This window comes from Pseudomonas sp. B5(2017) (assembly GCF_002112825.1).
Classification (GTDB): Bacteria; Pseudomonadota; Gammaproteobacteria; order Pseudomonadales; family Pseudomonadaceae; genus Aquipseudomonas; species Aquipseudomonas putida_Z.
In genome coordinates this window covers 178,743-201,047 of the sequence record NZ_NEIR01000007.1, presented here as the reverse complement: position 1 = coordinate 201,047, position 22,305 = coordinate 178,743, and the positions used below count along the sequence as shown (strand labels likewise).

The window sequence follows — 22,305 nt, the reverse complement described above, 5'->3', positions numbered from 1 at the left end:
CCGGCCTCAGAAGCGCCAGATCACATCGACGAAGGCGCGGTGCATGTACGAGTCCGCTTCCTTGCCGTAGGCATCGCCCGGCTTGAACACGCCGGCACGCAGGCGCACCAGGGCAGATGGCTCGTCGATTGCCTGGCTCATCGAAGCCGGCAGCAGGCCTTGCTTGAAGTACTTGGTCACGACCACGTCCATTTCCTGGCCAAGGTCTTTTTCGCCATCGACCAGCGGGCGGTTCACACCGTTGTCGTTGACCACCGCGTTGATGCCGCTGGAACCGATGTTCTGGTTGCCATCGACACGCCAGAACTTGTGGTAGATGAAGCTGGCGTCGTAGTCGTCGCGCAGCTGCCAGGAGGCGAACAGGGTGGCCGCCTGCAGGTTGCCCAGCTCGCCACGGAAGGCTTCACCGAAGCGGTGCACGCGCGAACGGGTACCGGTGTAGTTGGAGCGGTTGCTCTCGAGGCCGGTCTGCTCGTAGTTGCTCGAACCGTCGTCGCCACCACCGCCGCTGCCACGGGCGTAGGCCGCACCGACCTGCCATTGCGGGTCGAGGCGCAGGCGGATGCCGAGGTCGGTGGCCCAGGCGTTGACATCACCGCTCTGCTTGCCGGTGGCCACGGTGTCGTCGCCGACCACCTGGCTGCTGAGGGTGTCGCGATCACCGGTCAGCCAGGTGACGCTGCCCCAGTAGTTGACGGTGTGGTCGTTGCGCCAGTTGTAGGCGTCGCTGTTGGCTTCCAGGCCCAGCCAGGTGAGGTCGCCGGTGCGGGTCTTGTCCAGCGCATCGACGGTTTCGCCCGGGTTCTTCAGGCTGCCGCCGTCGTGGGTGTGGTGGGCGCGTACGCCGACCCAGTGGCCAGGGGTCCACTGCGTGGCGACGTTGCCGTAGAGGTGCGTGCGGTCCTTGTCTTCCGGGGCCAGCTCGGTGAGGTCGGTGCGGTATTCGCTGAAGCGCTGGGCCACGCCCAGGTCGGCCTTGAGCAGGGTGGTGTCGAAGGTCCAGTTCAGCGCTTCGATGTTGGTGTCACGCCACATGCCATCGTCGCTGCGCAGGCGCTGGCGACCGAAACGCAGCTGTTCGCCAGGGTAGGCGGTGAGGCCGCTGTAGCCGACCCAGAATTCGCGCATGGCCAGGTAGCTCTTGTCCTGTTCACGGCCGTCGGCAGCGGTGTCGGTGCTGGTGCCGTCGTCGTTCTGGCGCAGGGTGTCGGTTTCGATGGTGTCGGTCGCGGTGACGGCCTGGCCCATGGCATAGGCGCTCCAGTTGCCACGCTCTCCATATACCCAAGGGCGCAGATCAAGACCGAGGCCGTTGACGTCGCCGCCGGAGCGGGTGCCCAGGTCACGGTCGTCTTCCGACTGGCCGGTGATTTTCACATCCAGGCCGAAGTTCTTTTCAGCGGTCATTTCCGCCAGGGTCGGGCAGGACCACAGCAGGGCGAAGCTCAGGCCGATGCCAGCTTTCACGAAGGGATTGAGCGTCATAGCGAGTCCTCACCGGTTACTTCTTTTTCGTCGTCTTGCAGGGCTTCGATGGCCAGGGTGCTGTTGGCACCTTGCGCCATGCTGCCGCGCGCCTGCTTTTCTTGTGCCAGCAGTTGCTGGGCCTGGCTGCGCTGGTCAGGCGTAAGTTGCTGGTCGAGTTGCTGCAGCAATTCCGCGGACTGCGGCGACGGGTTGGCCTGGGCCAGCTGGGCGAATACCCAGGCGTTGCCCGGTTGCGGGCGAATGCCGTGGCCTTCGCTGAACAGCTGGGCCAGGGCATAGTCGGCGCTGTTCTGCCCACCACGGGCGGCGGCCAGCAGGTGGTCGACGGCCTTTTGTGGCTCGACGTTGCCCAGGTAGCCGCGGCGGTACAGCTGGCCCAGGTAGTAATGAGCGCTGACTTCGCCGGCGTCGGCGGCAGCCTGCAGGTGTTGTTCGGCTTTGGCCGCGTCCGCAGGCACGGTCTTGCCTTCGTAGTACAGGCGGCCCAGCAACAGTTCGGCGCGTGGCTGTTCGGCTTCGCGGCCCTTGTCGATGTAGGCCATCAGCTGGTCGGTATCGCCCAGCTCGGGGAAGTCGTACATCAGTTGCGCCAGGCTGACCCAGGACGCCGGGTTGGCCGGGGCTACCTGCTCGAGCAGGTCCTTGGCGGTTTTCTCGTCGGTCTGGCCGAGGCTGCGGTCAGCCAGGACCCGGGCAACGCTGTCGAGCCGGGTGGCCGGTACTGCGCCGCGGGCGTAGGCAGCCTTGAGCTGGCCGAGCAGGGCAGCCTGCTGGTCCGCCTGGCCGCGCTTCTGGTACACGGTGGCCAGTTCGACGTAGCAGATGTCGGTGGTGTTCAGCGCGGCCTTGCAGATTTTCTCCACTTCGCCCAGGTGCTGGTCGTAGGTGCCCTGGGTGCGGTACAGCAGCACCTGGGCCAGGCCCGCTTCCGGGTTGCCGGCGGCGCGCCACTGGTCGATCTGCTGCTGGGCGTTGACCTTGGGGAAGCTCTGCGGGTAGCTCAGGTAGAGCATCGCCAGCGGGATCAGGGTGTTGCTTTCGCCCTGCTTGGCGGCTTGCTTGAGCAGGGTTTCGGCTTCTTCGCGCTCGGCCTGGGTGCTGTCGGGCTTGGCCACCAGCAGGCGACCAAGGCGTGCCTGGGCACGCGGCGAGATGGCGGCCGCGGCACGGTAGGTGGCCTCGGCTTCCTTGATTTTCGCCGGATCGCGGGTGGCGACCTTGATGTCGGCCAGGCCCACTTGCGCTTCGCTGTAGCCCAGGTCGGCCAGCGCCTTGTAGTTGCGCTCGGCCAGTGCCGTGTCACCGCGCTTCATGGCTTCGTTGGCCAGGCGCTGGTCGGGCAGGCCCGCACAGCCGGCCAGGGCGATGGCCATGGCCAGGCCACACAGACCAAGGTTCACACGCACCCTGTGGGAGCTGGCTTGCCGGCGATTGGCCAGTGCAGGCGATACATCTGCTGGGCGAGTGCTGCGCACTCGATCGCCGGCAAGCCAGCTCCCACAGGTATCGGGTTGTCTGCTAGTCATAGGCTTGTCCTCTTACAGCCCACGGGCCATGGCTTTGTCGATCAGCCAGTTCAGCGATGGGCCACGGTCGCTGTTGACCGAAGCCGGGCGACCGGCGAGTTCGGCGGGCAGGGCGCTGTCGGGCTTGATCTGCACGCGGATGTCGGCGGCCAGGTCTTCGCTATTGAGGCTGGCGCTGCTGACGATCTGGCCGGTGCGTACTTCGTCTTCGCCGGCTACCTGGAAGTTGACCCGGGTACCTGGCTTGACCTCGTCGAACTGGCGGTAGGTGAAGCGCGCCTCGATCATCGGGTTGGTGGTGCGCGGGATCAGCTGGAAGATCGGCTGGCCCTTGGCGGCGTACTGGCCGTTGTCCACGAGCTGGCGGGCAACCACGCAATCACACGGGCTGGTGAGGGTGCCGGACAGTTGCTTGCCGAACAGTTCCTCGATCTTCGCCGGCTCCAGCTGCGCGTCTTCCAGGTTGCCCTTGAGCATGTCCAGCATGCTGGTGGTGAAGCTGGCCAGTGGTGCGCCCTTGGCGATCTGCCCACCGCTTTCGACCAGGCTGTTCACGGTGCCGTCGCGCGGCATGGTGACGTTGGTGGTGGGTACCGCGACCACGCCGGCTTCGGCATGGCTGACGAAGTACATGCCGTACAGCGACTTGGCGATGAAACCGAAGGCGGCGACACCGACCACGAACACGCCGAGGGTGACGGTAACCGCCTTGAGGCGGCCGAAGGCGCTCAGGCCGGCACCGCCGTCCTTCTGCTTGCGCGCCTTGGTGAAGTTGTCGCGCTGCAAGGTGCTGAGCACATCGCCGGCAGTGATCAGCTCACCCGACAGGTGCGAGGTGATGATGTGGCGCAGCGTGGCGATATCGCGGGGCTCGAGGTTCTGGAACTGGGCGCCGGTACGGCCACTGCCCGGGTTGTAGGAGCGCACCTGGAACTCGATGTCCATCGACAGGCCGAGGTTGTCGACCGTGAACTGCAGCCGCCCGCGGAGCACGTCGCCAACCGACAGTGGTTGCTTGGTGTGGAAGCTCAGGCCACCGGCGGAGAGGTCGTCGACCTTCACATCGTGGGCCTGGCGCTGAGGGTCGAGGAACCGCAGCTTGGCGGGGATGCGTACCCGGGCATGCTGGCGCTGGGCTTCGGACTCATGCACGACGTTGACGTTCACGGCGGTATTCATGTGGTTTGTTCCTGTTAGTTCCGATCCGGGTTGGGCTCACACGACCATGAACAGCACAGCAACGAAGATGCTGGCAGCCGAGAAGGTCATGGTCCGCGAGGACCAGGTGTTGAACCATTGTTGAAAGCTGGCGAGGTCACGCTTGAGAGCAGTGGGCTGACGCGTCCAGGACTGCTTGTCGAGGCGGAAGAACACGTAGATCTTCATCAGCGCGCCGATGATCTGGTTGTAATAGAGAATCAGCGGGTAGGCCGGGCCTACGTTGTGGCCGGAGCACAGCAGCATGATGGTGAGGATCAGGCGGGTGATGCCGATCCACAGCAGGTACACCAGCAGGAAGCCCAGGCCGAACTTGAGGCTGGCGATCACCGCCACGGTCAGGCCCAGCAGGCTGGTCCACATCGACACGCGCTGGTCGAACAGCACGATGCTGGTGAACAGCCCCAGGCGGCGCAGGCCCAGGCCAAGTGCGCGGGAGTTCTGCCGCAGGTTGTTGCCGTACCAGCGGTACATCAGCTTGCGGCTGGCCTTGAGGAAACTCTTCTCCGGCGGGTGCTCGACCGTGTTGATGGCTGCGTCCGGCACGTAGAAGGTGTCGTAGCCCAGGCGCATCAGGCTGAACCAGCTGGACTTGTCGTCACCGGTGAGGAACTTGAAGCGGCCCAGGCGCCAGTGCATCAGCGAGTCGCTTTCGACGTCGGCGATGAACTCGGGGTTGGTCACCACGCTGGCGCGGAACATCGACATGCGCCCGGTCATGGTCAGCACGCGTTTGGACAGGGCCATCGAGCACATGTTGATGTGGCGCTGGGCAAAGCGCAGCTTGTGCCACTCGCTCATGATGTAGCCGCCACGCACTTCGCAGAACTCGTTGGTGGTCAGGCCGCCGACGTTGGGGAACAGCTTGAACCACGGCACGGTCTTGCGTACCACGCCATCGCCCAGCACGGTGTCGCCGTCGATCACCGCCACCACGGCGTTCTCGTCCGGCAGCATGCGCGAGATCGCACGGAAACCGTAGGCCAGGCCGTCACGCTTGCCGGTACCGGCGATGCGCACGATGTCCAGCTTCACGTGGGCTGGCGGGTTGTATTTGGCCCACAGGCTTTTCACCAGCAGTTCGTCCGACATCTCCACCAGCGAGCAGACCACGGTGGTGGGGAAGCCACAGTTGATCGCCTCGCGGATCACCGAGCTGTACACCTGGGCGGTGGTGAGTGCTTCGATGCGGAAGCTGGTCACCATCAGGTACACGTGGGACGGGTCGGCGTCCTTGCCCATCTTCTGCACCTTGCGGCGCAGGTACGGGTACACGCCGTAGAGGAAGATCATGCCGCGGATGAAATGGGTGGCGCCCATGGAATAGCGCCAGATGCCGACTGCGCCGACCAGGAAGATGAAGTGCTTCGATTGCGAGTCGAAGATATCGGCTGGCAGGGCCAGGGCGATCAGCATGAGCAGACTCATGTAGAGCAGCCAACCGGCGCACTGCAACAGCACTGTCTGGATCCTTTGCATGTTCAGCATCCGTCGAGAATTCGGGAAAAGGTGGGCAGCGGGGGTGGGGAGGCCCCCGCTGCCCGGCCAGCACTTACCAGCAGATGCCTTCGGTACGGCTGGTGGCGCAGGTCGGTTTGCTCATGAAGCCGACCAGGTCGATCACGTGCTTGCCGGCCGGCGCTTGCTGGGCCAGTGCACGGAACTGCTCGTCACGGTTGCCCAGGACGATGATGTCGGCGTTGTCGATCACCTTCTGGAAGTCGGCGTTGAGCAGCGACGACACGTGCGGGATCTTCGACTCGATGTAGTCCTTGTTGGCGCCGTGGACGCGGGCGTACTGGACGTTCTCGTCGTAGATGTCCAGCTGGTAGCCCTTGCCGATCAGGCGTTCGGCCAGTTCCACCAGCGGGCTTTCACGCAGGTCGTCGGTGCCGGCCTTGAAGCTCAGGCCGAGCAGGGCGACCTTGCGCTTGTCGTGGGCTTCGATCAGTTCGAAGGCGTTCTGCACCTGCGATTCGTTGCTGCGCATCAGCGAGTCGAGCAGCGGTGCGCGTACATCGAGGCTGGCGGCGCGATAGGTGAGGGCGCGTACGTCCTTGGGCAGGCACGAGCCGCCGAAGGCGAAGCCAGGGCGCATGTAGTACTGGGACAGGTTCAGCACTTTGTCCTGGCAGACCACGTCCATCACGTCACGGCCATCCACGCCTACGGCCTTGGCAATGTTGCCGATCTCGTTGGCGAAGGTGACCTTGGTGGCGTGCCACACGTTGCAGGTGTACTTGATCATCTCGGCCACTTCGATCGGCTTGCGGATGATCGGTGCGTCGAGCTCTTCGTACAGGGCCTGCAGGATGTCGCCGCTGGCGGTGTCCAGTTCGCCGATGACGGTCATCGGTGGCTGGTCGTAGTCCTTGATCGCGGTGCTTTCACGCAGGAATTCCGGGTTGACCGCAACGCCGAAGTCGACGCCGGCTTTCTTGCCCGAGCAGTCTTCGAGGATCGGGATCACCACGTTCTTCACGGTACCCGGCAGCACGGTGCTGCGTACCACGATGGTGTGGCGGCGCTCGCTGTCACGCAGCACGTAGCCGATTTCGCGGCACACCGACTCGATGTACTCGAGGCCCAGGTCGCCGTTCTTCTTGCTTGGGGTACCCACGCAGATCATCGATACGTCGCTGGCACGGATGGCTTCGGCGAAATCGGTAGTACCGCGCAGGCGGCCGTTGGCGATGCCCTGTTGCAGCAGTGCTTCCAGGCCAGGTTCGACGATGGGCGACTTGCCCTGATTGATCAGGTCGATCTTGGTGCTGGACACGTCCACACCGATCACTTCATGGCCTCGCGCCGTCAGGCAGCCTGCACAGACTGCACCCACATAACCCAAACCAAAGATGCTGATACGCATCGCTATCACCTCATGTGTTTATCACGCCGGCGCCTCCGGAGAGAGCCGGACTGGGTTGATTAACAACAGTTTTCGGGCGCACGGATCCATGGCGAAATGCACACTTCGCCGAGCGCAGGCAAAATAAATCCGGAGCGCAAAAAGTTATGCACTCAAATGTGGCAGTAAAAAGCCATTAATTAAAAAACGTGCCCTGGAATGCAGCCGTCTTTACTGCAAGGCGCTACATGGCGCTTTGCTGTGCTTGTTTTTTCAAGTGGAAAAATCCTTTGAAATCAACCACTAGGACGAATTGAAAGGGACGCGTCTCTCCTGCATGGACAGGGTCTTCGGGGGTTGCCCGTCATACCTGTCGAAGTTGTTGGGGCTGGTAGTGGATACCTGCCGTTGTCATCTGTAAGTCATCTCTCACAGCCCGGGGGCAGGAAAATCGTTACGGCACTATGAGCGATTCGTCGTAGCAGAAGTTCCGGGGTGGGTTCGGCGTGGATGAAAGATTTCTAAATATTTTTTCAGTGGCAGACAATTTCAATCTGATAGCACACGGGTGTTTTGTCCCTATATATAAAGGGCGAAACTGTTGCGAGATATTTTTATGCCAGCATCGAAAAATATTTTGAAAAATTCGTCAAAAAAGCTACGAACGGTCTTATGGCGTTTGGCTATAAGTTGCGCTGTGTCGATTTTTTGGCGTCGGATTTGTGGCGTGATGGCGCTTTGCGTCGTGCCCTGTTGCGGGGCGGAGGGGGTAAGTAGGGGGCGCTTTTTGTAGGAGCGGCCTTGTGTCGCGAAAGGGCCGCGCAGCGGCCCCAGGATTTCAGCATCAAAGCAGAAATTGCCGGGGCCGCTATGCGGCCCTTTCGCGACACAAGGCCGCTCCTACAGGGGATTGTGTATTGCCTGACTATTCGGAAGGATGATCCCGCAGGAACACCAGATGGTCCGGCTTCGACTGTTCGGCACTGTAGTAGTACCCCTGCACATCGAACTGCTTGAGCTGCTCCGGGTCGCTGATGCGCTGCTGGATGACGAAGCGGCTCATCATGCCGCGGGCTTTCTTGGCGTAGAAGCTGATGATCTTGTACTGGCCGTTCTTCAGGTCCTTGAAGTCGACGTTGATCACCCGGGCCTTCAGCGCGCTGCGTTTCACCGCGCTGAAATACTCGTTGCTGGCCAGGTTCAGCAGCACGTCATCGCCCTGTTCGGCCAGGGCCTGGTTCAGCCATTCGCTGATGCGCGTGCCCCAGAAGGCGTACAGGTCCTTGCCGCGGGCGTTGGCCAGCTTGGTGCCCATTTCCAGGCGGTAGGGTTGCATCAGGTCGAGCGGGCGCAGCAGGCCATACAGGCCCGAAAGCATGCGCAAGTGCTGCTGGGCGTAGCTGAAATCGTCCTCGCCCAGGCTTTCGGCGTCGAGGCCGGTATACACGTCACCCTTGAACGCCAGCAGCGCCTGCTTGGCATTGGCCGGGGTGAAGTCCGGGGTCCAGCTGCCGAAGCGCGCGGCATTCAGGCCGGCGAGCTTGTCGGACAGGTGCATCAGTTCGCTGATCTGCGCCGGCGACAGGTCGCGCAGCTGCCGGATCAGCTCCTGGGAGTCGTCCAGGTACTGGGGCAGGGTGAAACGCTCGGTCACCGGCGGGGTGTCGTAGTCGAGGGTCTTGGCGGGGGAAATCACCGTCAGCATCGGGTCGGCTCCTGGCATCGTTGGCCGGGAATTCTACGGGCTGGACGGTGCAAGTCCAAACTATGGCGACGATAGTCACAGACCATGGCCGGTGCAGAGGCTATAGTGCGCGTTTCGCCGTTGCGGAGCCTTCAACCGTGCGTATTGCCTCTGCCTTGCTGGCCGCTCTGCTGAGCCTGGCCGTGCAAGCCGCCCCTTCACCCCAGGTGAGCCTGGACCGCAGCCTGTGGCCCGAAAAGCTGGACAGCCCGGCGTTGTTCGATGTGGCCTCGCGGGCCGAGATCCTCTCGTTCGCCCAGGTGCTGCACGAAAGCGAACTGCTAGACGACGCGGCGCTGGCGGCACGCTTGGGGCTACGGCAGGTCAACCTGCAGAAGGTGCGCCTGGTGCGGGCGCGCATGTGGCAGCGGTTGTGGGAAGGTTATCAACAGGCACAGCGCAGTTGCGAGCAGGATGCGTCGTTCTGCTACCCGGTGACGTCGATGGCGGAGTTGCGTACGCAAGCGGCGACGTTCGCTACCGATGTCGGCACTTTCTACACCGATTGGATCGAGCCGAGCCACCAGTTCCATGTGCGTTACCTGGACGAACAACTGCGCAAGGCGGCGTTGCTGCCGCAGACCAGCAGCGAGGTGGAGCGGCTGTCCTCACGCGAGCGCAATGGGGATGAACTGAACGACCGCATGTTCCTGCTGACCTTCGTCGGCGGGCCCGGGCCGGATGGCGGCAGTACCGACCTGCTGGCTGATTACCTGCGCCGGCAAAAGCTTGAAGGCACGTTCTTCGTGCTCGGCAACCGCCTGCAGCAACGGCGCGACGCCGGGGCGGCAGATGCCTTGCGCCAGCTCTATGGCGGGCAGTGCGTGGGGATCCAGGGGTGGGAGTACCGCTCCCATGCGCAGTGGACAGGCTGGCAGGACTCGCTGCGGCGTAGCCAGGCGCGGGTGCAGGCCGACCTGCCGGAGCAGTATGTGCCGTTGTTCCGGCCGCCTTACGGGCAGCGTCGGGCCGATGGCGAGGCGTTCATGGCCAGCCAGCAGTTGCAGGTATCGTTGTGGGACATCGATGCCCAGGATGATGGCGCACTGAGCGCCGAGGCCTCTGCCCAGCGGGTGCTGACCTTGATGCTGCTATGGCGCAAGGGGGTGATCCAGTTCCATGACAGCCTGCCCAAGGCGCAGCCGGCGGTGGAGTGGTTGTTGCGCAATACGGCGCAGAGCGGGATTGGTTGGGAAGATTGCCAAGCTTATGGCTTGAGGGGGTAGGGGGCCGCTTTGCGGCCCATCGCGACGCAAGGCCGCTCCTACAAGGTCACGCGATGCCTGTAGGAGCGGCCTTGTGTCGCGATCGGGGTGCGAAGCGCCCCTCAGCAATGCCAGCCTGATTTTTGACTGTAGTCCTCACGCGCCCCCTCGCCAACCCCTGTTCGTCATTTGGAAAAATAAACTTCACCTGCACGTAAAAAGACTTTTTTTAGTCATCATTTTTGCGGTATGAAGAAACCAGACAGCCGATACCTGCAGCACAGGTGGCGTCATCCAGGCCCACCTAGCCAGGTTCGCTTCCCGCCCGTAACAACGCGGATACGGGGACAGCGGCAGTCACTCTGCGGCGTAACAGACCACGCCGTGTGGCTTCGACATAAGGTGACCGAGTATGGATGACCAAGGACGCAACCCTTCCTCCAGCAAGCCTATCCTGTATGTGCTCGATACCAACGTCCTGATTCACGACCCCAACGCGTTACTGAACTTCGAGGAGCACCATGTCGCCATCCCGATGACGGTGCTGGAGGAACTCGACAAGCTCAAGACCGGCAAACAGACCATCGCCGCCGAATGCCGCCAGGCCATTCGGCTGATCGACCAGACCCTTGGTGACGCCTCGCCCAGCGATGTCGAGCAGGGCGTGCCGATCCAGCGTGGCAAGAGCGGGCCCAAGGGCTTCCTGTCCATCCTGATGACTCCGCGCAACGAGCCGAACAAGCTGCTGCCGGAAAACCTCAACGACAACATCATCATCAACCAGTTGCTCGAAGTACGGGCCCGGCGCACCGACCTGGACGTTGTGCTGGTCACCAAAGACATCAACATGCGCCTGAAGGCGCGTGCCTGTGGCATCGCGGCCGAGGACTACAGCACCGACCAGCTGGTCGATGACGTGTCCTTGCTGTCCAAGGGCTACCATTCGGTCACCGGCTCGTTCTGGGACCGGGTGAGCAAGGTCGATACCCGCCAGGAGCGTGGCCGCACCTGGCACCGCGTGCAATTGATCGACAATCTGCCGGCGGTTCACGTCAACGAGTTCATCATCGATGAACAGGGCTTCGTCGGCTGGATCAAGGGTATCCGCAACGATGAGCTGCTGTTGCTCGACCTGCACCAGGAACCGCTGCTGCACCAGGAAGCCTGGGGCCTGAAGCCGCGTGACATCCACCAGAGCCTGGCGCTGTTCGCCCTGCTCGACCCGGATATCCACCTGGTCAACCTGACCGGCGCCGCCGGTTCCGGCAAGACCATCCTGGCCCTGGCCGCGGCCATCGAACAGACCATGGTCAGCAAGCGCTACCGGCGCATCATCGCCACCCGCAGCGTGCAGGGGCTGGACCAGGAGATCGGCTTCCTGCCGGGTACCGAGGCCGAGAAGATGGAACCCTGGCTGGGCGCCATCACCGACAACCTCGAAGCCTTGCACATGGATGACGAGAGCACCCATGGCAGCGTCGAGTACATCCTCGAGCGCGTGCCGCTGCAGTTCAAGTCGCTGAACTACATCCGTGGCCGTAGCTTCCAGCAGAGCCTGATCCTGATCGACGAGTGCCAGAACCTGACGCCGCACCAGATGAAAACCATCATCACCCGTGCCGGCTCCGGGTCCAAGGTGGTCTGCCTGGGCAACCTGGCGCAGATCGACACCCCCTACCTGTCCGCGACCAGCTCGGGCCTGACCTACCTGACCGAGCGCTTCAAGGACTTCCCCCATGGCGTGCACATCACCCTGCAGGGCGTGCCACGCTCGGTGCTGGCCGAGTACGCCGAGTCGCATCTGTAACCCTCTTTGCCGGGCGGTTCGCCGCCCGGCCTTTTCGCGGGCACGGTTGACGCACCCCTCTGCTCAAACCTGACTCACAGGTTTACACTGCAAGTTCCCTTCACAGGAGCAGAGCAGTGCTGACACATCTTGATTCCCAGGGGCGGGCCAACATGGTCGACGTCACTGAAAAGGCCGTGACCGAGCGCGAGGCCACCGCCGAGGCGCGGGTGCGCATGTTGCCGCAGACCTTGCAGATGATCGTCGACGGTGAACACCCCAAGGGCGACGTGTTCGCCGTGGCGCGCATTGCCGGGATCCAGGCGGCGAAGAAGACCAGCGACCTGATCCCGCTGTGCCACCCGTTGATGCTGACCAGCGTCAAGGTCGAGCTCAGCGCCGAGGGGCAGGACGCCGTGCGTATCGTCGCCCGCTGCAAGCTGGCCGGGCAGACCGGCGTGGAGATGGAGGCGCTGACCGCCGCCAGCGTTGCCGCGCTGACGATCTATGACATGTGCAAGGCTGTGGATAAAGGTATGGTCATCGAGCAGGTGCGCCTGCTGGAAAAACTCGGCGGCAAGAGCGGCCACTACAAGGTGGAGGCGTGATGAAGGTCAAGGTGATGTACTTCGCCCGTTACCGCGAACTGCTGGGCGTGGATGTCGAGCGGGTGGAGGGTGCGTTCAAGGTGCTCGACGATGTGCGCCAGGCCTTGGTGGCCAAGGGCGGGCAGTACGAAGTGCTGGCCGAGCAGAACCTGATGTGTGCGCGCAACGAAGAACTGTGCAAGCTTGATGAGCCGCTGGAAGAGGGCGATGAAGTGGCGTTCTTCCCGCCGGTGACCGGAGGCTGAACATGGCTGTGCGAGTACAGGAGGGCGCGTTCGACCCGGGGGCCGAGACCAATGCCATGCACGCGGCGAATGTCGGCGTGGGCGCGGTGGTCGGTTTTGTCGGCTACGTGCGGGATTTCAACGACGGCCGCGAAGTGGCGGGGATGTTCCTCGAGCACTATCCGGGCATGACCGAAAAGGCCCTGGCCAAGATCGTGGTCGAGGCCGAGCAGCGCTGGCCGTTGCTCAAGGTGGAGGTGCTGCACCGCATCGGTGCGCTGGAACCGGGCGAGCCGATCGTGTTCGTCGGTGTGGCCAGTGCCCATCGGCAGGCGGCGTTCGATGCCTGCAACTTCATCATGGACTACCTGAAGACCCGGGCGCCGTTCTGGAAGAAGGAAAATACCCAGGAAGGGGCACGGTGGGTGGAAGGGAAGCAGAGTGACCAGGATGCCGCTGGGCGCTGGTAGATCCTTGTTTGATGGCCGGGGCGGAGCCCCGGTTCGCGGGTGAACCCGCTCCCACAGGTACTGCACAGGTTTCGGAAGTTGTGCAGTACCTGTGGGAGCGGGTTTACCCGCGAAGAGGCCGGCATAGGTCAATGGTGCTTGCGCGGCACCGGCTTCAGCAGCTCATCCGGTGGCATTTCACACTTGATCTTGCGCCCCAGCAGCTCTTCGATCGCGGGCAGCTGGTACGAGTCATCCTCACCGGCAAAGCTGATCGACACGCCACTGGTGCCCGCACGGCCTGTCCGGCCAATGCGGTGCACGTAGTCGTCCGGGTCTTCCGGCAGGGTGAAGTTGATCACGTGGCTGATGCCATCGATGTGAATGCCACGCCCCGCCACGTCGGTGGCCACCAGCACGGTGATGCGCCCTTCGCGGAAATTCTCCAGGGTACGGATACGCTTGTGCTGCGGCACGTCGCCCGACAACTGCGCGGCATTGATGCCGTCGCGCACGAGTTTTTCCTCGATGCGCCGCACTTCGTCCTTGCGGTTGGCGAACACCATCACCCGTTCCCACTTGTTCTGGGTCACCAGGTTGTACAGCAGCTTGTACTTGTCGCTGCCGGCCACCGCATAGACGTGCTGCTCCACCGTTTCGCTGGCAACGTTCTCCGGCTCGATCTCGACGATGGCCGGGTTGGTGGTCCATTGCTTGGCCAGGTTCATCACGTCGTCGGTGAAGGTGGCGGAGAACAGCAGGGTCTGGCGCTCGCTTTTCGGCGGCGTCTGGCGAATGATCTGGCGCACCTGGGGGATGAAACCCATGTCGAGCATGCGGTCGGCTTCGTCCAGCACCATCACCTCGACCATGTCCAGGTGCACCTCACCGCGCTGGTTGAAGTCCAGCAGGCGGCCCGGAGTGGCCACCAGGATGTCGCAATGGCGCGCTTCCAGGGCCTTGAGCTGCTTGTCGAAGTCCATGCCGCCGACGAAGCTCATCACGTTCAGGCCGGTGTACTTGGTCAGGGCGATGGCATCCTTGGCGATCTGCACCACCAGCTCGCGGGTGGGCGCGATGATCAGCGCGCGTGGCTCGCCCATGTAGCGTTCCTTCGGCGGCGGCGTCTGCTGCAGCTGGGAAATGATCGAGATCAGGAACGCCGCAGTCTTGCCGGTACCGGTCTGGGCCCGGCCGATGGCGTCCTGGCCACGCAGGGTGTAACCCAGCACCTGTGCCTGGATCGGCGTGCAGTACGGGAAGCCCAGGTCGTGGATGGCGTGCATCACCTCGTTGGACAGCTTGAAGTCGTGAAAGCGGGTCTTGCCTTCCTGCGGCTCGACCACGAAGTCTTCCGGTTTCCACAGGCTGGCCTGCGGCTTGGGCTTGCGCTCGCGACGCGGTTTGTCCTTGGCCGGCTTGTCGGCGGCTGGCGTAACGGCGGCAGGCTGTTCGGCCTGTGGTGCTGGAGTGGCGCGTGGGGCGGCCGGTTTTGCCGCAGGCTGGGCCTCGCTGGCGGGTGCGGGCGCAGGCAGCGTCACGCTGGCAGCAGGAGCGACGGCCTGTGGCGCGGCGTCTCCCTTGCCGAAAATTTTCTTGAGTGCCTTGAGCACGATCGTCTCGTCAACTGGTTAAGGAATGTACGCCGGGCAGTGTAAAGCAAGATTCAGGCGCGGCGTAGTGGAATAGCCTTACAACTACAGGCGGCCCTGGCTTATTGCAATTGCTTGCTCAGCCAGTCGTGGATGTCGCTCAACTCTTCCACCACCACTTCATGTTCCATCGGGTATTCGTGCCAGCGGGCGGCGACGCCCCAGGTATTCAGGTACTCGAAGGCGGTGCGGCCCATGGAAGGGATCACCACCGGGTCGTGCACGCCGTGCAGGCACAGGGCCGGGGTGCGTTGCTGGCAGGCGCTCAACTGATGCTGGTCGTTGAAGGTGGGGGCGTAGGTGGACAGCGCGATCACGCCACCCAGCGCTTCTTGCCACTTTATATAGGCAGTGTGCAGCACCACCGCGCCGCCCTGGGAGAAACCGGCCAGGAAGATCCGCGACAGGCTGATGCCTTTGGCCTGCTCGGCCTTGATCAGGGCAATGAGCTGCTCGGCCGATTCTTCCAGCTGCGCCTCGTCGATGGCACGGGCCGGGGTCATGGCCTTGATGTCGTACCAGCTGGGCATGGCGTAGCCGCCGTTGATGGTTACCGGGCGGGTTGGAGCCTGGGGCATGACGAAACGGGTGCTGAGCAGGCGCTCCTGCATGAATTCGGCCACTGGTAGGAAGTCGTAACGGTCGGCACCCAGGCCGTGCAACCAGATCACACAGGCATCTGCGGTTTTCTGCGGTTCGAGAATCAGCGGGTTGGTCATGACTGCTCCGAAAGTGTGCGGGTCTTGTTATGGCGTGCGTGAAAAGAAGGCGCTGGAAATGATTGTCGGAAAAAGAATGTCGCAACGATACAACTTTCCCTACTTGACGAGCGCTTAATCGCTACAGCCGTAAATTCTGGTACGCGCTTTGCAATTCAACCAATGATGCAAAGGGCAGGCCGTGACGGTAACACCCTTTGCACGCGAAGGCTGTCACAGAACAGTCCATTGCGCCATTGACCCAATAACAAGCCAATACGGGTCGGATACGCCTCAAAAGGGTGCGGTGCAATTCCGGCTCGATACAACAAGAGCGATTTGGAGGTTGTGAATGAAGATGTTGAAAACCACCCTGGCAGTCCTGACCGCTGCCGCCGCGCTGGGCGCCGTGAGCAACGCCCAGGCCGGCGCCACCCTCGATGCGGTAAAGAAGAAGGGCTTCGTCCAGTGTGGCGTGAGCGACGGTCTTCCAGGCTTCTCGGTACCTGATGCGCAGGGCAAGATCGTTGGTATCGACGCCGATGTGTGCCGTGCCGTGGCCGCCGCCGTGTTCGGCGACGCCAGCAAGGTCAAGTTCAGCCAGCTCAACGCCAAGGAACGCTTCACCGCCCTGCAGTCGGGCGAAGTCGATGTGCTGTCGCGCAACACCACCTGGACCAGCTCGCGTGATGCTGGCATGGGCTTGGTATTCGCCGGTGTTACCTACTATGACGGCGTCGGCTTCCTGGTCAACAAGAAGCTGGGTGTTTCCAGCGCCAAGGAGCTCGATGGCGCGACCATCTGCATCCAGGCGGGTACCACCACCGAGCTGAACGTGTCGGACTTCTTCCGCGCCAATGGCCTGAAATATACCCCGATCACCTTCGACACCTCCGACGAAAGCGCCAAGTCGCTGGAGTCCGGTCGTTGCGACGTGCTGACCTCGGACAAGTCGCAGCTGTTCGCCCAGCGCTCCAAGCTGGCCGCGCCGACCGACTACGTGGTACTGCCGGAAACCATCTCCAAGGAACCGCTGGGCCCGGTGGTGCGCAAAGGCGACGAGGAGTGGTTCAGCATCGTCAAGTGGACCCTGTTCGCCATGCTCAACGCCGAAGAGGCGGGCATCACCTCGAAGAACGTCGAGGCCGAGGCCAAAGGCACCAAGAACCCGGACGTCGCCCGCCTGCTGGGTGCGGACGGCGAGTACGGCAAGGACCTCAAGCTGCCCAAGGACTGGGTAGTGCAGATCGTCAAGCAAGTCGGCAACTATGGCGAAGTGTTCGAGAAGAACCTGGGCCAGGGCACCGACCTGAAGATCGACCGTGGCATGAACGCCCTGTGGAACAACGGCGGCATCCAGTACGCGCCACCTGTGCGCTGATGGCTGCACCCTGCGGCGGCATCCCGCCGCCGCAGGCTGTTCGAATCCCTACTGTCCGGGGCACTTCATGCAAAATCAAATCGGCGCACCCAAGGGCTTGTCCCTTAACGATCCGCGTGTGCGCGCGTGGCTGTTCCAGATTCTCACGATAGTCTTCGTGGTCGGTCTGGGCTGGTATCTGTTCCACAACACGCAAACCAACCTGCAACACCGGGGCATCACCTCGGGCTTCGACTTCCTCGACCGCAGTGCCGGCTTCGGCATCGCCCAGCATCTGATCCCCTACGTGGAATCCGACAGCTATGCGCGAGTGTTCGTCATCGGCCTGCTCAACACCCTGCTGGTGACCTTCATCGGCGTGGTGCTGGCGACCATCCTCGGCTTCATCATCGGTGTGGCGCGGTTGTCGCCGAACTGGATGATCAACAAGCTGGCGACCGTGTATGTGGAAACCTTCCGCAACATCCCGCCGTTGTTGCAGATCCTGTTCTGGTACTTTGCCGTGTTCCTGACCCTGCCGGGACCGCGGGGCAGCATCAATATCGATGACACCTTCTTCATCAGCAACCGTGGCCTGAACATGCCCGGCGCGTCCATGGCCGAAGGCTTCTGGCCGTTTGTCGTGGCCCTGGTCCTGGCGCTGCTGGCCATCGTGGCGATGGTGCGCTTTGCCAACAAGCGCTTCGACGAGACCGGCGTGCCGTTCCACAAGTTCTGGGTGGGGCTGGCGCTGTTCATCGCCATTCCGGGTGTTTGTGCACTGCTGTTCGGCAGCCCGGTGCACTGGGAAGTGCCGCAATTGAAAGGATTCAACTTCGTCGGTGGCTGGGTACTGATCCCCGAGCTGCTGGCGCTGACCCTGGCGTTGACCATCTACACCGCTGCGTTCATCGCCGAGATAGTGCGCTCCGGTATCCGTTCGGTCAGCCATGGCCAGACCGAGGCCGCGCGCTCGCTGGGCCTGCGCGAGGGGCCGACCCTGCGCAAGGTGATCATCCCCCAGGCACTGCGGGTGATCATTCCGCCGCTGACCAGCCAGTACCTGAACCTGGCGAAGAACTCGTCGCTGGCGGCCGGTATCGGCTACCCGGAGATGGTCTCGCTGTTCGCCGGTACCGTGCTCAACCAGACCGGCCAGGCCATCGAGGTGATCGCCATCACCATGAGTGTCTATCTCGCCATCAGCATCAGCATTTCGCTGCTGATGAACTGGTACAACAAGCGCATTGCGCTGATCGAGCGGTGAGGATACGCCCGTGAATGCCCATGTTTTCAAACCCGACATGCCGCCACCGGTGAAAACCGTAGGCGTGCTCGCATGGATGCGTGCCAATCTGTTCTCCAGCTGGCTCAACACGCTACTGACCCTGTTCGCCATCTACCTGGTGTGGCTGATCGTGCCACCGTTGCTGCAGTGGGCGTTGCTTGACGCCAACTGGGTCGGCACCACCCGCGCCGACTGCACCAAGGAGGGCGCCTGCTGGGTGTTCGTGCAGCAGCGCTTCGGCCAGTTCATGTATGGCTACTACCCGGCCGAGTTGCGCTGGCGCGTGGACCTGACCGTGTGGCTTGCCGTGCTTGGCGCCGCGCCGCTGTTCATCAAGCGTTTCCCGCGCAAGGCCTTCTACGGCCTGGGCTTCCTGGTGCTGTACCCGCTGCTGGCCTACGCCCTGCTGCACGGGGGCGTGCTGGGCCTGGAAAACGTACCGACCAGCCAGTGGGGCGGGCTGATGCTGACCCTGGTGATCGCCACCGTGGGCATTGTCGGCGCATTGCCGCTGGGCATCCTGCTGGCCCTGGGGCGGCGCTCGAAGATGCCGGCGGTGAAGGTGGTGTGCGTGACCTTCATCGAGTTCTGGCGCGGCGTGCCACTGATCACCGTGCTGTTCATGTCATCGGTGATGCTGCCGTTGTTCCTGCCTGAGGGCATGAGCTTCGACAAGCTGCTACGGGCGATGATCGGCGTGATCCTGTTCCAGTCGGCGTACATCGCCGAGGTGGTGCGTGGTGGCCTGCAGGCCATCCCCAAGGGCCAGTACGAAGCTGCCGCTGCCATGGGCCTGGGCTACTGGCGGGCGATGGGCCTGGTGATTCTGCCGCAGGCGCTCAAGCTGGTGATCCCCGGCATCGTCAACACCTTCATTGCCCTGTTCAAGGACACCAGCCTGGTGATCATCATCGGCCTGTTCGACCTGCTGAACAGCGTCAAGCAAGCCGCCGCCGACCCGGCCTGGCTGGGCATGGCTACCGAGGGCTACGTGTTCGCCGCCCTGGTGTTCTGGATTTTCTGTTTCGGTATGTCCCGCTACTCCATGCACCTGGAGCGCAAGCTGGACACTGGCCACAAGCGTTAGGAGTTTCGAAATGAGTGAAGCGATCAAGCAGCCTGCGGGACCCGAAGGCATCATCCAGATGCAGGGCGTGAACAAGTGGTACGGCCAGTTCCATGTGCTCAAGGACATCAACCTGAACGTGCGCCAGGGCGAGCGCATCGTACTGTGCGGGCCGTCCGGCTCGGGCAAGTCCACTACCATCCGTTGCCTAAACCGCCTGGAGGAGCACCAGCAGGGGCGCATCGTGGTCGATGGTGTGGAGCTGACCAACGACCTCAAGCAGATCGAGGCCATCCGCCGCGAAGTGGGCATGGTGTTCCAGCACTTCAACCTGTTCCCGCACCTGAGCATTCTGGAAAACTGCACCCTGGCGCCGATGTGGGTGCGCAAGATGCCGCGGCGCAAGGCCGAGGAAATCGCCATGCACTACCTGGAGCGGGTGCGTATTCCGGAGCAGGCGCACAAGTACCCGGGGCAGTTGTCCGGTGGCCAGCAGCAGCGTGTGGCGATTGCCCGCGCGTTGTGCATGAAGCCGAAGATCATGCTGTTCGACGAACCGACCTCGGCGCTGGATCCGGAAATGGTCAAGGAAGTGCTCGATACCATGGTGGGCCTGGCCGAGGATGGCATGACCATGCTCTGCGTGACCCACGAGATGGGCTTTGCCCGGACCGTGGCGAACCGGGTGATCTTCATGGACAAGGGCGAGATCGTCGAGCAGGCGGCGCCGGATGACTTCTTCGACCGGCCACGCAGTGACCGGACCAAGTTGTTCCTGAGCCAGATCCTGCATTGATGCTGTAGGGGCCCCTTCGCGGGCACGCCCGCTCCCACAGGTACTGCACAGGGCTTGAGGCCGGTGTTATCACTGTGGGAGCGGGCGTGCCCGCGAAGGGCCGCAAAGCGGCCCCGTTTTTTACTTCTCTTCCTTGGCGACTGCCGGCGCCGGTGGCGGCCGCAGCCCCACCTCGGCGATCAGCTTCAGCTGCTGCCCATTGCGCATCACCTCGATGGTGATCTTCTCGTTGGGCTTGATCCGCGCCACCTGGTTCATCGATTTGCGCCCGTCACCGGCCGGCTCGCCGTTGATGCTCAGGATCACGTCACCCAGCTGCAACCCGGCCTTTGCCGCCGGCCCTTCGCGGAAGATACCCGCCACCACGATGCCCGGGCGGTCCTTCATGCCGTACGATTCGGCCAGTTCCTGGCTCAGAGGCTGTACTTCGATACCCAGCCAGCCACGGATCACCTGGCCGTGCTCGATGATCGACTTCATCACCTCCAGCGCCAGTTTCACCGGGATGGCGAAGCCGATGCCCTGCGAACCGCCGGATTTGGAGAAGATCGCCGTGTTGATGCCGATCAGGTTGCCGTTGGCATCCACCAGCGCACCGCCGGAGTTGCCCGGGTTGATCGCGGCGTCGGTCTGGATGAAGTCTTCGTAGTTGTTCAGGCCCAGCTGGTTGCGGCCAGTGGCGCTGATGATGCCCATGGTCACGGTCTGGCCGACCCCGAACGGGTTACCGATGGCCAGCGACACGTCGCCGATGTGAATGTTGTCGGAGCGGCCGATGGTGATCGCCGGCAGGCTCTTCAGGTCGATCTTCAGCACCGCCAGGTCGGTTTCCGGGTCGCTGCCGATGACCCGGGCCAGGGTCTCGCGGCCATCCTTCAGGGCCACGACGATCTGGTCGGCACCGCTGGTGACGTGGTTGTTGGTCAGCAGGTAGCCCTCGGGGCTCATGATCACCGCCGAGCCCAGGCTCGACTCCCAGCGGCGCTGCTTGGGCAGGTTGTCGCCGAAGAAACGGCGGAACTGCGGGTCTTCGAACAACGGGTGGGCGCTCTTGTTCACCACCTTGGTGGTGTACAGGTTGACCACCGTCGGGGCGGCCAGGGTCACGGCGTCGGCGTAGGAAACCGGGCCCTGCATGATCCGCGAGGTCTGCGGCGCCTGTTGCAGGTTGACGTCCTGACTGGGCAGGCCGACCCATTCCGGGAAGCGCTGGATGATCAGCATGGCGATCAGTACGCCGGTAAGCAGGGGCCAGCCAAAATAACGCAAAGCCTTGAACATGAATGAATCCTGGAAAGAGCCGGGGGACGGTGACCGTGCGGTGGGGCATGAGCGCGCGCGATCATACACCGGTTCCCCCAGTGCCGGCGACGGCCCATAATGGCCGGCATTATACGGGCGTTGCATGGGCGTTGTGCCCGAGAAAAACGCAGATTTCGAGGAGATTTTCATGGCCGTCGCTCTGAACACCCTGGTCGAGGAAGCCGAGCGTTACCTGGGCAGCGCGAAGATCCAGGATTATTGCCCCAACGGCCTGCAGGTCGAAGGCCGGCCGCAGGTCAGCCGCATCGTCAGCGGCGTTACCGCCAGCCAGGCGCTGCTGGATGCGGCGGTCGAGGCCGAGGCCGACCTGGTGCTGGTGCACCATGGCTACTTCTGGAAGGGTGAGAACCCGTGCGTCACCGGTATCCGGCAGCGCCGGCTGAAGACCTTGTTGAACAACGACATCAGCCTGCTGGCGTTCCACCTGCCGCTGGATGTGCACCCGGACGTGGGCAACAACGTGCAACTGGCGCGGCAGCTGGACATTACTGTCGAAGGGCCGCTGGACCCTGAGAACCCCAAGGTAGTCGGCATGGTCGGCTCGCTGGCCGAGCCGATGACCGCCCGCGACTTCGCCCGGCGGGTGCGGGAGGTGCTGGGGCGTGAGCCTTTGCTGGTCGAAGGTGAGCAGATGATCCGCCGGGTCGGCTGGTGCACCGGGGGCGGGCAGGGCTACATCGACACGGCGATCGCGGCCGGGGTGGATCTGTACCTGACCGGCGAGGCGTCGGAGCAGACCTACCATAGTGCCCGCGAGAATGGCGTCAGCTTCATTGCCGCCGGGCACCATGCCACCGAGCGGTATGGGGTACAGGCGCTGGGTGATTACCTGGCGCGGCGCTTTGCCGTGGAGCACCTGTTCATCGATTGCCCGAACCCGATCTGATATCGGCGTCGCCTTCTTCGCGGGCGCGCCCGCTCCCACAAGGACTCCGCTGCACCTGTGGGAGCGGGCGTGCCCGCGAAGGGCCGCAGAGCGGCCCCAATTCCAGCCCAAACCCCCAGTCATATCGTTAGACTTTTTCG

Annotated in this window: 19 protein-coding genes; 10 read left to right on the top strand and 9 right to left on the bottom strand. The window is 63.1% G+C overall.

The features are described from left to right. Positions 1-6: 6 nt before the first annotated feature. The 6 genes from CAG00_RS12960 to yaaA form a co-directional block, all read right to left on the bottom strand. Positions 7-1,485: an alginate export family protein gene (locus tag CAG00_RS12960; RefSeq protein WP_075046286.1), complete on the bottom strand. Its 1,479-nt coding sequence runs from the start codon at positions 1,483-1,485 to the stop codon at positions 7-9. Beyond that, positions 1,482-2,861: an alginate biosynthesis TPR repeat lipoprotein AlgK gene (algK, locus tag CAG00_RS12955; protein ID WP_085664419.1), complete on the bottom strand. Its 1,380-nt coding sequence runs from the start codon at positions 2,859-2,861 to the stop codon at positions 1,482-1,484. Before algK ends, CAG00_RS12960 begins: the two co-directional genes overlap by 4 nt. Before the next feature lie 165 nt (positions 2,862-3,026). Next, entirely contained in the window at positions 3,027-4,193 is a 1,167-nt protein-coding gene (locus CAG00_RS12950; RefSeq protein ID WP_025340581.1) for an alginate biosynthesis protein Alg44, read from the bottom strand. 36 nt (positions 4,194-4,229) lie between these two features. After that, entirely contained in the window at positions 4,230-5,711 is a 1,482-nt protein-coding gene (locus CAG00_RS12945) for a glycosyltransferase family 2 protein (RefSeq protein ID WP_003257137.1), read from the bottom strand. Between the two features lie 73 nt (positions 5,712-5,784). Then, a complete protein-coding gene (locus CAG00_RS12940) occupies positions 5,785-7,101 on the bottom strand; it encodes a nucleotide sugar dehydrogenase (RefSeq protein ID WP_085592165.1) in 1,317 nt (438 codons plus the stop codon). Positions 7,102-8,005: 904 nt separating this feature from the next. Next, a complete protein-coding gene (gene yaaA / locus CAG00_RS12930; RefSeq protein WP_039613015.1) occupies positions 8,006-8,785 on the bottom strand; it encodes a peroxide stress protein YaaA in 780 nt (259 codons plus the stop codon). A gap of 137 nt (positions 8,786-8,922) precedes the next feature. Here yaaA and CAG00_RS12925 point away from each other — a divergent pair, with 137 nt between their 5' ends. The 5 genes from CAG00_RS12925 to moaE all read left to right on the top strand — a co-directional run bounded on the left by CAG00_RS12925 (position 8,923) and on the right by moaE (position 13,117). Further along, a complete protein-coding gene (locus tag CAG00_RS12925; protein WP_085664417.1) occupies positions 8,923-10,050 on the top strand; it encodes a polysaccharide deacetylase family protein in 1,128 nt (375 codons plus the stop codon). A 391-nt stretch (positions 10,051-10,441) separates the two neighbouring features. Further along, positions 10,442-11,836 (top strand): PhoH family protein, encoded by a 1,395-nt coding sequence (locus CAG00_RS12920; RefSeq protein WP_013974146.1) that lies wholly within the window; start codon positions 10,442-10,444, stop codon positions 11,834-11,836. 116 nt (positions 11,837-11,952) lie between these two features. Next, a complete protein-coding gene (gene moaC / locus CAG00_RS12915) occupies positions 11,953-12,423 on the top strand; it encodes a cyclic pyranopterin monophosphate synthase MoaC (RefSeq protein ID WP_003251775.1) in 471 nt (156 codons plus the stop codon). Next, positions 12,423-12,668: a MoaD/ThiS family protein gene (locus CAG00_RS12910; protein ID WP_085664416.1), complete on the top strand. Its 246-nt coding sequence runs from the start codon at positions 12,423-12,425 to the stop codon at positions 12,666-12,668. Before moaC ends, CAG00_RS12910 begins: the two co-directional genes overlap by 1 nt. 2 nt (positions 12,669-12,670) lie before the next feature. After that, positions 12,671-13,117 carry a molybdopterin synthase catalytic subunit MoaE gene (moaE, locus tag CAG00_RS12905; protein WP_025340575.1) on the top strand — a complete coding sequence of 149 codons (447 nt, stop codon included), beginning with the start codon at positions 12,671-12,673 and terminating at the stop codon, positions 13,115-13,117. 128 nt (positions 13,118-13,245) lie between these two features. On the opposite strand, the gene rhlB is transcribed toward moaE, so the two are convergent. Continuing rightward, positions 13,246-14,709 carry an ATP-dependent RNA helicase RhlB gene (gene rhlB / locus CAG00_RS12900; protein ID WP_025340574.1) on the bottom strand — a complete coding sequence of 488 codons (1,464 nt, stop codon included), beginning with the start codon at positions 14,707-14,709 and terminating at the stop codon, positions 13,246-13,248. Positions 14,710-14,810: 101 nt separating this feature from the next. Then, the gene (locus CAG00_RS12895; protein WP_025340573.1) at positions 14,811-15,467 is read right to left on the bottom strand and encodes an alpha/beta hydrolase; all 657 of its coding nucleotides are present in this window, start codon (positions 15,465-15,467) and stop codon (positions 14,811-14,813) included. 331 nt (positions 15,468-15,798) lie between these two features. Here CAG00_RS12895 and CAG00_RS12890 point away from each other — a divergent pair, with 331 nt between their 5' ends. The 4 genes from CAG00_RS12890 to CAG00_RS12875 all read left to right on the top strand — a co-directional run bounded on the left by CAG00_RS12890 (position 15,799) and on the right by CAG00_RS12875 (position 19,956). After that, positions 15,799-16,827: an amino acid ABC transporter substrate-binding protein gene (locus CAG00_RS12890; protein ID WP_085614304.1), complete on the top strand. Its 1,029-nt coding sequence runs from the start codon at positions 15,799-15,801 to the stop codon at positions 16,825-16,827. A gap of 67 nt (positions 16,828-16,894) precedes the next feature. Next, entirely contained in the window at positions 16,895-18,073 is a 1,179-nt protein-coding gene (locus tag CAG00_RS12885; protein WP_025340572.1) for an amino acid ABC transporter permease, read from the top strand. 10 nt (positions 18,074-18,083) lie between these two features. Continuing rightward, entirely contained in the window at positions 18,084-19,181 is a 1,098-nt protein-coding gene (locus CAG00_RS12880) for an amino acid ABC transporter permease (RefSeq protein WP_025340571.1), read from the top strand. Positions 19,182-19,191: 10 nt separating this feature from the next. Further along, positions 19,192-19,956 (top strand): amino acid ABC transporter ATP-binding protein, encoded by a 765-nt coding sequence (locus CAG00_RS12875; RefSeq protein WP_003251792.1) that lies wholly within the window; start codon positions 19,192-19,194, stop codon positions 19,954-19,956. A gap of 120 nt (positions 19,957-20,076) precedes the next feature. Here the strand turns inward: CAG00_RS12875 and algW are convergent, their stop codons facing one another. Further along, a complete protein-coding gene (algW, locus tag CAG00_RS12870) occupies positions 20,077-21,237 on the bottom strand; it encodes a Do family serine endopeptidase AlgW (protein ID WP_025340570.1) in 1,161 nt (386 codons plus the stop codon). Positions 21,238-21,406: 169 nt separating this feature from the next. Between algW and CAG00_RS12865 the strand changes: the two genes are divergently transcribed. Beyond that, the gene (locus tag CAG00_RS12865) at positions 21,407-22,165 is read left to right on the top strand and encodes a Nif3-like dinuclear metal center hexameric protein (protein ID WP_075046277.1); all 759 of its coding nucleotides are present in this window, start codon (positions 21,407-21,409) and stop codon (positions 22,163-22,165) included. The last annotated feature ends 140 nt before the right edge of the window (positions 22,166-22,305 follow it).